15 protein-coding genes are annotated in these 13,178 nt (G+C 65.2%); 8 read left to right on the forward strand and 7 right to left on the reverse strand.

Annotated features, from left to right (window positions below):
- Positions 1-43: 43 nt before the first annotated feature.
- The 4 genes from arsC to PJW05_RS20830 all read left to right on the forward strand — a co-directional run bounded on the left by arsC (position 44) and on the right by PJW05_RS20830 (position 2,729).
- A complete protein-coding gene (gene arsC, locus PJW05_RS20815) occupies positions 44-397 on the forward strand; it encodes an arsenate reductase (glutaredoxin) (RefSeq protein ID WP_271408850.1) in 354 nt (117 codons plus the stop codon).
- Entirely contained in the window at positions 394-999 is a 606-nt protein-coding gene (gene wrbA, locus PJW05_RS20820; RefSeq protein ID WP_271408851.1) for an NAD(P)H:quinone oxidoreductase, read from the forward strand. Before arsC ends, wrbA begins: the two co-directional genes overlap by 4 nt.
- Positions 992-1,399 carry a DUF2069 domain-containing protein gene (locus PJW05_RS20825; protein WP_271408852.1) on the forward strand — a complete coding sequence of 136 codons (408 nt, stop codon included), beginning with the start codon at positions 992-994 and terminating at the stop codon, positions 1,397-1,399. Before wrbA ends, PJW05_RS20825 begins: the two co-directional genes overlap by 8 nt.
- Positions 1,400-1,507: 108 nt before the next feature.
- Positions 1,508-2,729, forward strand: a protein-coding gene (locus PJW05_RS20830) for an IS3 family transposase (RefSeq protein ID WP_271408853.1) whose coding sequence is annotated in 2 segments (ribosomal slippage) — positions 1,508-1,863 and positions 1,862-2,729 — 1,224 coding nt in all. Because the reading frame shifts where the segments join, the coding sequence is not laid out codon by codon here.
- A 63-nt stretch (positions 2,730-2,792) separates the two neighbouring features.
- On the opposite strand, the gene hda is transcribed toward PJW05_RS20830, so the two are convergent.
- From hda to PJW05_RS20850, 4 genes are read right to left on the reverse strand one after another with little or no spacing between them, the layout of a single operon-like run.
- The gene (hda, locus tag PJW05_RS20835) at positions 2,793-3,497 is read right to left on the reverse strand and encodes a DnaA regulatory inactivator Hda (protein ID WP_028627573.1); all 705 of its coding nucleotides are present in this window, start codon (positions 3,495-3,497) and stop codon (positions 2,793-2,795) included.
- The gene (locus tag PJW05_RS20840) at positions 3,494-4,588 is read right to left on the reverse strand and encodes an AI-2E family transporter (RefSeq protein WP_271408854.1); all 1,095 of its coding nucleotides are present in this window, start codon (positions 4,586-4,588) and stop codon (positions 3,494-3,496) included. The genes hda and PJW05_RS20840 overlap by 4 nt, the downstream gene beginning before the upstream one ends.
- Position 4,589: 1 nt before the next feature.
- A complete protein-coding gene (locus PJW05_RS20845; protein ID WP_271408855.1) occupies positions 4,590-5,138 on the reverse strand; it encodes a CDP-alcohol phosphatidyltransferase family protein in 549 nt (182 codons plus the stop codon).
- Between the two features lie 38 nt (positions 5,139-5,176).
- The gene (locus tag PJW05_RS20850) at positions 5,177-6,214 is read right to left on the reverse strand and encodes a DUF2066 domain-containing protein (protein WP_271408856.1); all 1,038 of its coding nucleotides are present in this window, start codon (positions 6,212-6,214) and stop codon (positions 5,177-5,179) included.
- A gap of 229 nt (positions 6,215-6,443) precedes the next feature.
- On the opposite strand from PJW05_RS20850, the gene purM reads away from it, so the two are divergent.
- The 4 genes from purM (at position 6,444) to PJW05_RS20870 (ending at position 9,292) form a co-directional block, all read left to right on the forward strand.
- A complete protein-coding gene (purM, locus tag PJW05_RS20855) occupies positions 6,444-7,502 on the forward strand; it encodes a phosphoribosylformylglycinamidine cyclo-ligase (protein ID WP_271408857.1) in 1,059 nt (352 codons plus the stop codon).
- Positions 7,502-8,152: a phosphoribosylglycinamide formyltransferase gene (purN, locus tag PJW05_RS20860; RefSeq protein WP_271408858.1), complete on the forward strand. Its 651-nt coding sequence runs from the start codon at positions 7,502-7,504 to the stop codon at positions 8,150-8,152. The genes purM and purN overlap by 1 nt, the downstream gene beginning before the upstream one ends.
- Positions 8,153-8,163: 11 nt before the next feature.
- The gene (locus PJW05_RS20865) at positions 8,164-8,880 is read left to right on the forward strand and encodes a DUF3108 domain-containing protein (protein ID WP_271408859.1); all 717 of its coding nucleotides are present in this window, start codon (positions 8,164-8,166) and stop codon (positions 8,878-8,880) included.
- Between the two features lie 136 nt (positions 8,881-9,016).
- Positions 9,017-9,292, forward strand: a complete 276-nt coding sequence (locus PJW05_RS20870; RefSeq protein WP_271408860.1) for a Rho-binding antiterminator — start codon at positions 9,017-9,019, stop codon at positions 9,290-9,292.
- A 69-nt stretch (positions 9,293-9,361) separates the two neighbouring features.
- On the opposite strand, the gene PJW05_RS20875 is transcribed toward PJW05_RS20870, so the two are convergent.
- From PJW05_RS20875 to relA, 3 genes are all read right to left on the reverse strand, one after another.
- The gene (locus PJW05_RS20875; protein WP_271408861.1) at positions 9,362-9,901 is read right to left on the reverse strand and encodes a DUF2058 domain-containing protein; all 540 of its coding nucleotides are present in this window, start codon (positions 9,899-9,901) and stop codon (positions 9,362-9,364) included.
- A gap of 47 nt (positions 9,902-9,948) precedes the next feature.
- A complete protein-coding gene (gene mazG, locus PJW05_RS20880; RefSeq protein ID WP_271408862.1) occupies positions 9,949-10,779 on the reverse strand; it encodes a nucleoside triphosphate pyrophosphohydrolase in 831 nt (276 codons plus the stop codon).
- Positions 10,780-10,862: 83 nt separating this feature from the next.
- The gene (relA, locus tag PJW05_RS20885) at positions 10,863-13,109 is read right to left on the reverse strand and encodes a GTP diphosphokinase (protein WP_271408863.1); all 2,247 of its coding nucleotides are present in this window, start codon (positions 13,107-13,109) and stop codon (positions 10,863-10,865) included.
- Between the last annotated feature and the right edge of the window lie 69 nt (positions 13,110-13,178).

Genomic DNA, 13,178 nt, shown 5'->3' on the forward strand with positions numbered 1-13,178 from the left:
CGGTTAGAATAGCCGCCTCGACCAAGCCCATGCGACCCCCGACATGACTGAATTGACCCTCTACCACAACCCGCGCTGCTCCAAGTCCCGCGGAGCCCTGGAACTCCTGGTAGCCCGTGGCCTGGCCCCCACCGTCGTGCGCTACCTGGAAACCCCGCCCAGCGCCGCCGAGCTGCGCGACCTACTGGCCAAGCTCGGCCTGAGCGCCCGCCAGTTGCTGCGCACCGGCGAAGACGAGTACAAGGCGCTGAACCTGGATGACGCCGCCCTCTCCGAAGAGCAACTGATCGCCGCCATGGTCACCCATCCCAAGCTGATCGAGCGGCCCATCCTGGTGGCCGGTAACAAGGCGGTGGTCGGCCGGCCGCCGGAGAAGGTGCTGGAGATCCTTCCTTGAGCGCGCCTTATATCCTGGTTCTCTACTACAGCCGCCACGGCGCCACCGCCGAAATGGCTCGGCAGATCGCTCGCGGCGTCGAGCTGACCGGCATGGAAGCACGCCTGCGTACCGTCCCGGCGGTCTCCGCCGAGTGCGAATCGGTGGCTCCGGACATCCCCGCCGACGGTGCCCTCTACGCCACCCTGGACGACTTGCGCCACTGCTCCGGCCTGGCCCTGGGCAGCCCCACCCGCTTCGGCAACATGGCCGCTCCGCTGAAGTATTTCCTCGACGGCACCAGCAGTCTCTGGCTCACCGGTGAACTGGTGGGCAAGCCGGCGGCCGTGTTCACCTCCACCGCCAGCCTCCATGGCGGCCAGGAGACCACCCTGCTGTCCATGCTGCTGCCCTTGATGCACCACGGCATGCTGGTCACCGGCTTGCCCTACAGCGAACCCGCACTCCTGGAAACCCGTGGCGGCGGTACACCTTACGGTGCCAGCCACCATGCGGGGGCTGACGGCAAGCGCCCGCTGGATGAACACGAGATCGCCCTCTGCCGCGCCCTGGGCCAACGCCTGGCGCAGACCGCCCAACGCCTGGAGACATTGCGTGGCTAGAAAACCCAAGAAACTCCCCGAACTCGCCTGGCTGGCCCCGCGCATGTCCGCCAGCCGTGCGATCAGCCTGGCGAGCTTCCTCGCCCTGGCCGCACTGCTGGCGGTGAACACCCTGTACTTCGCCGACCTTCACGGCGCGCGCACCTGGGTCGTGCTGACCATCCAACTGGTGCCCCTGGCGCTGCTCGCGCCCGGCATGATCATGGGCAATGCCCGCGCCCACGCCTGGGCCTGCTTCGTGGTGAACCTCTATTTCATCCAGGGCGTGCTCGCCGCCATCGACCCGGCGCGCAGCCTGTTCGGCTGGCTGGAGGCCGGGCTCAGCCTGCTGCTGTTCTGCGCCGCGCTGCTCTATACCCGCTGGCGCTTCCAGTACAATCGCAAGCTCGCCGGGGAGTGATTCCCGCTCCGATACGAAAAAGCCCGGCGTTCCAGCCGGGCTTTTCGCTTCCACCTGTCCCGTCCTGAATAAGGTTTACACCTTGGCCTTTGTTTTCAGGAGCGTCCCATGGCGCAAGGTGTACGACGTAGCCAGCGCGATTACACGCTGGCTTTTAAATTGGCGGTCGTCGACCAGGTCGAAAAGGGCGAAATGAGTTACAAGGAGGCTCAGGCCCGTTATGGCATCCAGGGTCGGTCGACGGTGTTGGTGTGGTTACGCAAGCACGGTCGGCAGGATTGGAGCCAGGGGGCGTCCATCCGTACCGCAAGGAGCCTTTCCGTGTCCGAGCCCGATCGACCCTTGACCCCCGAGCAACGCATCAAGGAACTGGAGCAGCAGCTGGAGCTAGCCAACCAGAAGGCCCAGTTCTTTGAGGCCGTGGTGGATGTGCTGAAGAACGACTACGGCGTTTCCATCGTAAAAAGCGTACCGGCAAGTCCTCACGCAAAGGCAAGTCCAAGGGCTGAGCGTTAGCAGGGCTTGCCAGTTCATGGGCATCAGTCGCCAGGCCTATTACCAGCGCAACCGGACGGCGGATCGCCGCGGCCATCAGGATCGACAGGTCGCCCAGTTCGTGCGGCACCTGCGGATGCGTCAGCCGCGCCTGGGCACACGGAAACTGCATTTCGTGCTTCAGCGTCAGGCCGACCCGAGGCTGCGGGTCGGGCGGGATCGCCTGTTTCGCGTGCTGGCCGAGCACCGGCTGCTGATCTTGCCCAAGCGGGCGTATCACAAGACCACTCAAAGCTTTCACCGCTTCTATCGCCACCCCAATCTGCTCAAGCCCGGCCCGCAGCAAGTGCAGCCCGACGCGCCGGAACGGGTCTGGGTCGCCGACATCACCTACCTGCCCAGCCAAAGCGGCCCGTTGTACCTGAGCCTGGTCACCGATGCCTACTCGCGCAAGATCGTGGGGCACCATGTCCATGAAGGGCTGCATGCCGAGTCGGTTGCCCGGGCTTTTAGCCTGGCCTTGCAGCGGCGCCGGACGCGCCAGCCCCTGGTGCATCACTCGGACCGTGGCATCCAGTACTGCTCGGCGCATTACCAACGCCTGCATGCCCAGCACGGCATTACCTGCTCGATGACCGATGGCTATGACTGCTACCAGAACGCCCTGGCCGAGCGGGTCAACGGCATCCTGAAGAACGAACTGCTGACCCAGACTCCAGCGAACCTGGTACAAGCCCGCCGGATGGTGCGCGAGGCCGTGGACATCTATAACCGGGAACGCCCTCACCAAGCCCTGAAATACAAAACGCCCGATGCGGTGCATCGGGCGTTTTGAGGTCTGGATCCTGGCCTGATAGGTGTAAACCTATTTCAGGACTAGACAACCACTTCGGGTCGACTACCAGCCGAAGATTTCCTTGAGGAAGGGAATGGTCAGCTTGCGCTGGGCCTGCAGCGAGGCCTGGTCGAGGATGTCCAGCAGGTCGAAGAGCAGATTCATGCTGCGCGGACCACGGGTAAGGATGAAACGCCCGACCTCATCGGTCAGGTGCAGGCCACGGCGCGAGGCACGCAACTGCAGGGCACGCAGTTTGTCCTCGTCGGACAGGGCGTGGAGCTGGAACACCAGGGCCAGGGTGAGGCGCGACTTCAGGTCCGGCAGTTTAATGCCCAACTCGCGCGGCGATTTGCTGGCCGACAGCAACAGCTTTCGGCCAGCATCACGCAGGCGGTTGAACAGGTGGAACAATCCCTCTTCCCACTCCGGGCGTCCGGCCAGCGCGTGCAAGTCGTCCAGGCACACCAGCTCGCACTGTTCCAGATTGTCGAAGACTTCCGGACCGTAGTGCACCAGTTCGTCCATTGGCAGGTAGATCGCCTGCTCGTCGCGCTGCTCGAAGCGCAGGCAGGCGGCCTGCAGCAGGTGACTGCGCCCGGCACCCTCGCCTCCCCAGAGATAGATCAGGCTCTCGGTCCAGCCGGCGTCGGGCTCGCACAGGCGCTCGACATAGCCGAGAGCCGCAGCGTTGGCGCCGGGATAGAAGTTGGCGAAGGTGGCGTCGTCACGCAGACGCACACTCAGGGGAAGCTGGATCGGTGTCATGCCGTACTGGGAGGGTCGTCGGGACCGCTACTCGACTGTCCGTAAAGGTCGGAAAGTTTATAGAAATCATGCGCATGGCGCAGCAAAACCATGATCACCGCCGCCACGGGCAAAGCCAGCAGCACGCCGGTGAAGCCAAACAGCTGGCCGCCGGCAAGTATCGCAAAGATCACCGCCACTGGATGCAGCCCGATGCGATCGCCCACCAGCAGCGGCGTCAGCAACATGCCTTCGAGCAATTGGCCCACGCCGAAAACCGCGGCCACGCCGATCAGCGGATAGAGTTCGAAGCCGCCGAACTGGAACAGGGTGGCGATCAGCGCGGCGCCGAATCCCACCACGAAGCCCATGTAGGGCACGATGCTGGCAAGGCCCGCCAGCAGGCCGATCAACAGCCCCAGATCCAGGCCCACCAGCATCAGGCCAGCCGCGTAGATCAGGCCCAGCGCCAGCATCACCAGCAGTTGGCCCCGAACGAAGGCCCCCAGCACCTCGTGGCACTCCCCCACCAGCCCGACAATGTAGGACTCGCGAGTGCGCGGCAGCAGGCCGCGCAGCTTGGTCATCATCAGGTCCCAGTCCCGCAACAGGTAGAAGCCCACCACCGGGATCAGCAGCAGGTTGCCCAACCAACCCAGCAACGCCAGCCCGGAGGCGGTAACACTGGCCAGCAAGGTGCCAGCGATGTCGCCAGTCTGGCCGAGATGACCGCTGAGCACCGCCTTGAGTCGGTCGAAGCGCCAGAAATCCCCGGGTAGTCCCAACTGGCCTTGAGCCCAGGGCAACGCGGACTGTTGCAGCCAGTCGAGCATCTGCGGCGCAACCTCGTAGAGACGCAACAACTGGCGGCCGAGCATGGGCAGCAGCACCAGCAGCAGGGCCAGCAGGATCAGCCCGAACAGGCCGAAAACCAGCACCACCCCCCAGGTGCGGGACAGACCCGAGCGTTCCAGGCGGTCCACCAGCGGGTCGCCCAGGTAGGCCAGCAACATACCCACCAGGAAGGGCGAAAGCACGGGAAGCAGCTGGTACAGCAGCCAGCCCAGAAGCAACAAGCCACCCAGCCAGAGCCAGCGGCGCGAGTCGGTCATGTCAGGCCCTCATCCTTGCGTAGCGAAATTTCCGTCCCCATTCCCAGATGTACTGGGCCCCACTGCCCAGTGTCACCACCAGCACCAACCCGCCCAGCGGCCCGCGCAGCCCAGCCATTATCGGCATCAGACTGAGCTCCAGCAGCAGGCTCAGCACCAACAGCATCTGCAACAGCGTGGTCAGCTTGCCCAACAGGTTCGGCAAGAACGCCGCGGGTCCGACCAGTACCCGGAACAGGCCGGCCCCCAGCAGGATCAGCAGGTCCCGCAGGCACACAACCAACGTCAGCCAGAGCGGCAGCACCTGGGTGAGGGTCAGGCAGATGAAGCTGGTCACCAGCAGCAGCTTGTCCGCCAGCGGATCGAACAGGGAACCGAAGCGGCTGGTCCAGCCGAAGCGCCGAGCCAGGAAACCATCCAGGGCATCGGAGCAACCCGCCACGGCGAACAGCACCAGCGCCTGGGCATGCCGGTCGGACAGCAGCAGCCCGGCAATCGGCAGGACGAGTGCCAGGCGCAGCAGGGTCAACAGGTTGGGCAACTGGTGCATGACGTTCCCGGAGCGGGTAGGCCAGCAGTTTACGCCCGCTACCAGTGGAAGCGCAGCAGGTTGTTGCGCGGCACCACCTGGGGCGCCGGCGCAGCCTGCGGGTCGGCGACGGGAGCCGGCGCGGCCGGGGCTTCCGGCGGGGACTCCTGCAGACCGGCCAGGGCCAACTGGGCGCGCAACTGTTCGGGGCTGGCGTTGACCTGGTACTCCAGGCGGTCGCCATCGACCTTCAGCAGGCGCGCGCCGAAGGGTTCCAGCAGGCGTGACAGCTCGGCATAGCGGGCCAGATCGGCGCCCCGCACCTCCAGCGCCAGGCTTTGGCCGGCACCGGGCGCGACCACGAAGCGCGGCGCCAGGCGCTGGCTCACGGCCGACATCACCGCGTCAGCCAGCGCGGCGTTGTCGGCCCCTTCGGCGGTGCCCTGCTCGCGGCCGTCCCCCAGCCACAGACGCCACTGGGCCTGCCACTTGCCGTCGGCCTCGCTGGCATCCACCGCCAGCAGGGCATCCGCGTCATAGCGCTCGGACGCCTGGGTCAGTGCGCCGGGCTGGGCGGAAGTGAGTTGTTCGGGAGTCGCCAGCAGCTGTTCGTTGAGGTCCGCCAGCGGCAGGCGCAGCGGCAAGCCCCGATTCTGCGCGGCCTGGCGCAGCGGCGTGGCGGCATCCTGGCCGTCCCCCACCAGGCTGGCGCTGGCAGCACTGCGGTTCAGCCACCAGGCCAGGATGGCCGGGCGATTGGCGCTCCACAGCGGAATGCCGGCCTGGCGCAGGGTGCGTTCGGTGGTTATGGGGTCGAAATCCACCACCAGGGTCTGGCCTTCGTAGCCATATTGGCTGATCAGTTGCTGCGGGTCCTGGCGCACGGCCGCGAGGGACGGGTGCTGGGCGGCTTTGGGGTCGCCGGACAGGCGCAGCACCAGGGTGTCCAGGGCGCGCACCAGGGCCTGGTTACGCTCATCCGGTTGCTGCGAGGTGACAGGTTCACGCACCTGGTAGAGGTTACTGACCGTCTCGGCATGGGCCGACAGGCCGAGCAGTGTGAGGCAGAGCAGGAAAGCTTGAGCGATCAGGCGCATGACGAACTCTCTGGAGGCGAACAGGTGCAGCATAGGCCGCAATCGAAGGGCTATACCTTAATCAGCCGTCCGACCCGCGGCAACGCGGTCCGTTCCCGGGACTTTTCTTGCGGGGCCGACCGCTGCCGATGGCCGCTACCGGGCAAGCCTGATAAAATCGCGCGCCTTCGCAAACCGGCAGCCAGACTTGCCGGTCGATCCTCGAATTTCCCCCTATAGGCCTGGATTTATGAGCAAGCAACCCTCCCTGAGCTACAAGGACGCCGGTGTAGACATCGACGCTGGTGAAGCCCTGGTCGAACGCATCAAAGGCGTGGCCAAGCGCACCGCGCGCCCGGAAGTGATGGGCGGACTGGGCGGCTTCGGCGCCCTCTGCGAGATCCCGGCCGGCTACAAGCAGCCAGTGCTGGTTTCCGGCACCGACGGCGTCGGCACCAAGCTGCGCCTGGCGCTGAACCTGAACAAGCACGACAGCATCGGCCAGGATCTGGTCGCCATGTGCGTGAACGACCTGGTGGTCTGCGGCGCCGAGCCGCTGTTCTTCCTCGACTACTACGCCACCGGCAAGCTCAACGTCGATGTGGCCGCCACCGTGGTCACCGGCATCGGCGCCGGTTGTGAACTGGCCGGCTGCTCCCTGGTGGGTGGCGAAACCGCCGAAATGCCCGGCATGTACGAAGGCGAGGACTACGACCTGGCCGGCTTCTGCGTCGGCGTGGTGGAAAAGGCCGAGATCATCGACGGCTCCAAGGTCCGCACCGGCGACACCCTGATCGCCCTGCCCTCCTCCGGCCCGCACTCCAACGGCTACTCGCTGATCCGCAAGATCATCGAAGTCAGTGGCGCCGACATCGAGCAGGTGCAGCTCGACGGCAAGCCCCTGGCCGACCTGCTGATGGCGCCGACCCGCATCTACGTCAAGCCGTTGCTGCAACTGATCAAGGAAACCGGCGCGGTGAAGGCCATGGCCCACATCACCGGCGGCGGCCTGCTGGACAACATCCCGCGCGTGCTGCCGGAAAACGCCCAAGCGGTGATCGATGTCGCCAGCTGGCAGCGCCCGGCGGTCTTCGACTGGCTGCAGGAGCACGGCAACGTCGACGAGACCGAAATGCACCGCGTACTCAATTGCGGCGTCGGCATGGTCATCTGCATTGCACCGGAGCAGGCCGAAGCCGCGCTCAAGGTCCTGCGCGCCGCCGGCGAGCAGCCCTGGATCATCGGTGAAATCGCCGTGGCCGCCGAAGATGCCCCGCGCGTCGTGCTGAACAACCTGAAAAGCCACTGATGGCCGCACGCTGTGATGTGGTGGTGCTGATCTCCGGCTCCGGCAGCAACCTGCAGGCGCTGATCGACAGCATCACCGGCGACGACCATCCGGCCCGCATCCGCGCGGTGATTTCCAACCGCGCCGATGCCTTCGGCCTGGAGCGCGCGAAGAAGGCCGGCATCGACACCCGGGTGCTCGACCACAAGGCCTATGCCGACCGCGAAGCCTTCGACGCCGCGCTGATCGAAACCATCGATGCCTACGCCCCACAACTGGTGGTGCTGGCGGGTTTCATGCGGATTCTCACGCCCGGTTTCGTGCGCCACTATCAGGGGCGCCTGCTGAACATTCACCCGTCGCTGTTGCCCAAGTACAAGGGCCTGCATACCCACCAGCGCGCGCTGGAGGCCGGCGATGCCGAGCATGGCTGCAGCGTGCACTTCGTCACCGAGGAACTCGATGGCGGCCCTCTGGTGGTGCAGGCCCTGATCCCGGTAGAGTCGGACGACACGCCGGATAGCCTGGCCCAGCGGGTTCACGTGCAGGAACACCGGATTTATCCGCTGGCCATGCGCTGGTTTGCCGAAGGCAGGCTGCGCCTGGGCCCTGACGGCGCCGAACTGGATGGACAAGCGTTGCCCCCTTGCGGGCAACAACTGCGTAACTAGGAGATTCGCCAATGCGTCGTGCCTTGTTGTTGCTCCTCGCTTTCTTCACCCTGCCGGCCGGGGCGGCCGAGCTGAAACCCTTCGAGGCCAGCTACACCGCCGACTGGAAGCAACTGCCCATCAGCGGCACCGCCGGCCGCAGCCTGAAGCAGCTCGACAATGGTCGTTGGGAACTGGACTTCGAAGCGTCCATGCTGGTGGCCAGCCTCAGCGAAGTGAGCACCTTCCGCGTCGAAAGCAACGCATTCCTGCCTCTCACCTACCGCTTCAACCGCAGCGGCCTGGGCAAGAGCAAGCAGGTGGAGTTCGATTTCGACTGGGCCCAGAAACAGATCATCGGCAATGACCGCGGCAACCAGGTGCGTTTCCCCTTGAACCGTGGCCTGCAGGACAAATCCACCTACCAACTGGTGCTCCAGCATGACGTCGCCGAGGGCAAGAAGAGCATGAGCTACCAGGTGGTCGACGGCGACGAGATCGAGACCTACGACTTCCGTGTGCTGGGCGAGGAGCGCGTGCGCACCAGGGCCGGCCTGGTGGACGCGATCAAGGTGGAACGCGTACGCGACCCCACCCAGAGCAGCCGCAAGACCGTGCTCTGGTTCGCCAAGAACTGGGACTACCTGCTGGTCCGCCTGCACCAGGTGGAGAAGGACGGCAAGGAGTACCAGATCATGCTCAAGGAGGGTACGGTGGACGGCAAGCCGGTCAAGGGCTTGCAGGAGTGACGCCTACCCCCAACGAAAACCGGGCCCCGCGCCCGGTTTTTTGTGCCTGCGGGAAACAGACCGATACTTGAAGAATCGCCAGGGCGCGCCGCCAGCGCCTATGCTGTTCATCCGGAATGCCGCAGAGGAATTCGCCATGTCCGAGGACTACTTGCCGCTCTCCTGCGACCTCTACGACTACATCGAGATCGCCTGCCTGCATCGCTACCAGTTGCATATCGAACTGGCCGGCGGCGCCCGCCTGGACGCCCGCGCCATGACCACCCTGACCACGCCGGACAAGGAGGAATTCCTCGTCGTGCAGAACGAGGGCGGTCAGGAACGCCTGCGCCTGGATCAGATCACGGCGATCACGCCGCTGACGGAGGGTGCGAGCTTCGGACGGGTGCTGCTGGGGAATCAGATCTGCTGAGGACCTGGCACGCCCGCCCTTCCGGCGCCCCGAATGCGCCATGAAAAACCGGGCTTTCGCCCGGTTTCTTCACCACATCAGGTCGTCCGGCACCTTGTAGGCCGCGTACGGATCGTCCTCGTCCGGCTCCTCAAGCTGGGTATTGAGCAGCACCACGCGGCGCGGATCGCGCTCCTGGATGCGCAGCGCGGCGTCACGCGGGATCACTTCATAACCGCCGCCATGGCGGACGATAGCCAGGGAACCTCGGCTCAGCTTGTCGCGCATCAGGGCGTTGACCGCGATGCGCTTGACCTTCTTCTCGTCGACGAAGTTGTAGTAATCGTCACTGGTCAGCTTGGGCAGGCGGGTGCCCTCGATCAGTTGCTTGATTTGCGCAGCCCTGGCCTTCTGGTCGGCCTTTTCCTGCTGCTGGCGGTTCAGTTCCTGATCGCGTGCGGCCTTCTCGGCCTGGGCCTGTTGGGCGGCCTGGCGCAGGGAATCATCCTTCTCGACCTGGTTTTTCTTTTCCAGGCGAGTCTGTTTCTGCTGTTGCTTGGTGGCCTGTTTGACCTGCTTTTCATTCACCAGCCCGGCTTTCAGCAGCTGGTCGCGGAGGGAAAGGCTCATGTCGGTGTTCAGTCTCTCGAGTTATCAGGCTGTTGAAAAACTACCTGCTAGCAGCCAAGGCCGAGTTTTTCCTGTTTCTTGGCTTCGCCCCAGAGGGCATCCAGTTCTTCCAGGGTGCAATCTTCAATGGGACGCCCGGCATCGCGCAATGCCTCTTCGATAAAACGGAAGCGCCGCTCGAACTTGCCATTGGCGCCGCGCAGGGCGGTTTCCGGATCGATCTTGAGGTGCCGGGCCAGGTTGACCACCACGAACAGCAGGTCGCCCACTTCGTCGGCGATCGCCTGGGGATCGTTCTCGCTCATGGCCTCCAGCACCTCGTCCAGTTCCTCGCGCAGCTTGTCAATCACCGGCAGCGCCTCGGGCCAGTCGAAGCCGACCTGGGCGGCGCGCTTCTGCAGCTTGGCGGCACGGGACAGCGCCGGCAATGCGCCGGGCACGTCGTCCAGCAAGGAGAGCTGCTCGGGCGCGGCGGCCTTCTCGGCGCGCTCTTCGGCCTTGATTTCCTCCCAGCGCTGCTTGATCGCGGCCTCTTCCAGGCGCGCCATGTCCGGTGCGCCATAGAGATCGCCGTCGGGGAACACGTGGGGATGGCGACGCACCAGCTTGCGGGTGATGGCATCCACCACGCCGGCGAAGTCGAAGCGCCCCTCCTCCCTGGCCAACTGGCTGTAATAGACCACTTGGAACAGCAGGTCGCCGAGCTCGCCCGGCAGGTGCTCGAAGTCGCCCCGCTCGATGGCGTCGGCCACTTCGTAGGCTTCCTCGATGGTGTGGGGAACGATGCTCGCGTAGTCCTGCTTCAGGTCCCAGGGGCAGCCGTACTGCGGATCGCGCAGCCGGGCCATGAGGTGCAGCAGGTCATTGAGTTGGTACATGACGAAATCCTGCGAAAGTCTTCCGTAGGTTGGCGCAGAGCGCAGCGAAGCCCAATGTCGGGCCTCGCGGGCTCGGCGCCCACCTACGCGGCCCGATTACGGCGCGCTTCGATGATGTTGGGCAATTGCGAAATTCTCGCCAGCAGCCGGCCCAGCGCATCCAGCCCGGGAATCTCGATGGTCAGCATCATTGCGGCGGTGTTGTCTTCTTTGTTGGAGCGGGTGTTGACCGCCAACACGTTGATGCGCTCGTTGAGCAGCACCTGGGAGACGTCGCGCAGCAGGCCGGAGCGGTCGTAGGCGCGGATGATGATGTCCACCGGGTAGGTCTGCACCGGCACCGGGCCCCAGCTCACCTGGATCATCCGCTCGGGTTCGCGGCCAGCCAGCTGCAGCGCCGAGGGGCAATCCTGGCGGTGAATGCTGACGCCACGACCGAGGGTGATGTAACCCACGATCGGGTCGCCCGGCAGCGGCTGGCAGCAGCCGGCCATCTGCGTGAGCAGGTTGCCCACACCCTCGATCTGCACGTCGCCGCGCTTGCCCGGCTTGTAGGTGGAGGCTTTGCGCGGGATCAGCTCCAACTGCTCGCTCTGGCCGCGTTCGGGCTCCACCAGCGCCTGGGCAGCGTTGACCACATGGGCCAGGCGCAGGTCGCCGGCCCCCAGGGCCGCGTGCATGTCTTCGGCCGTGCGCAGGTTGCATTTCTCGGCCAGCTTCTCGAAGTCCACCGGCGGCAGCGCCAGGCGCGACAGCTCGCGCTCGAGCATGGCCTTGCCGGCGGCGACGTTCTGGTCGCGGGCCTGCAACTTGAACCAGTGGACGATCTTGGCCCGTGCCCGGGAGGTGGTGATGTAGCCCAGATTGGGGTTGAGCCAGTCACGACTGGGCGCGCCCTGCTTGCCGGTGATGATCTCGACCTGCTCGCCGGTCTGCAGGCCGTAGTTCAGCGGCACGATGCGCCCATTGACCTTGGCGCCCCGGCAGTTGTGGCCGATCTCGGTGTGCACGCGGTAAGCGAAGTCCAGCGGCGTGGCACCCTTGGGCAGGTCGATGGCGTGACCATCGGGGGTGAAGACGTAGACCCGGTCGGGCTCGATATCCACTCGCAGTTGCTCGGCCAGGCCGCCGATATCGCCGAGTTCCTCGTGCCATTCGAGCACCTGGCGCAGCCAGGCGATCTTCTCTTCGTAGTGGTCGGAGCTCGACTTGACGTCCGTGCCCTTGTAGCGCCAGTGGGCGCAGACCCCGAGTTCGGCTTCCTCGTGCATGGCGTGGGTGCGAATCTGCACCTCCAGTACCTTGCCGTCCGGGCCGATCACCGCGGTGTGCAGGGAGCGGTAGCCGTTTTCCTTGGGGTTGGCGATGTAGTCGTCGAATTCCTTGGGGATGTGCCGCCAGAGCGTGTGCACGATGCCGAGGGCGGTGTAGCAGTCACGCACCTCCGGCACCAGCACGCGGACGGCGCGCACGTCATAGATCTGGCTGAACTGCAGGCCCTTGCGCTGCATCTTCCGCCAGATCGAGTAGATGTGCTTGGCGCGACCGCTGATGTCGGCCTTGATGCCGGTGGCGGCCAGTTCCTCGCGCAGTTGCTTCATCACGTCGGCGATGTACTGCTCGCGGTCGAGGCGACGCTCATGCAGCAGCTTGGCGATCTGCTTGTACTGATCCGGCTCCAGGTAGCGGAAGGACAGATCCTCCAGCTCCCACTTGATATGGCCGATGCCCAGGCGGTGGGCCAGCGGCGCGTAGATGTCGAACACCTCGCGGGCGACGCGGTGGCGCTTTTCCTCGTCGGCGTTCTTCACTTCGCGGATGGCGCAGGTACGTTCGGCCAGCTTGATCAGCGCCACGCGCACGTCATCGACCATGGCCACCAGCATCTTGCGCAGGTTCTCCACCTGCGCCTGGGCGCCCAGGACCATCGACTGACGTGGATTGAGGCTGGCGCTGATGGCGGCCATGCGCAGCACGCCTTCGATCAGCTTGGCCACCACCGGGCCGAAGCGCTGTTGCACGGCCTGCAACTGGATCTTGCCTTCGCGCACGCCGCGGTAGATCACGGCGGCCACCAGGGACTCCTGATCCAGCTTCAGGTCGGCGAGTATCTCGGCGATCTCCAGACCGGTCTGGAAACTGGAGTTACCTTCCGCCCAGCTGTTCTGTGCGGCGATGGCCTGCTGCTCGGCGTCGCGGGCGAACTCGCACGCGTCCATGAGTACCGCGCGGTCAAGCACCGGGTCGAGGCTGATGACATGGTCCAGCCATGCCTCGAGGTTGATGCTGCCGTCCGTATTGACCGGCTGTTGCGCTCTCACCTGTACCATCTTGCCTACCTTCCCTACGACGTGAACCCCTCACGTCGAATTGTCGCCAGCCTCTGTCGTGCCGGTCGG

The organism is Pseudomonas sp. Q1-7 (genome assembly GCF_028010285.1).
Taxonomy (GTDB): Bacteria; Pseudomonadota; Gammaproteobacteria; order Pseudomonadales; family Pseudomonadaceae; genus Metapseudomonas.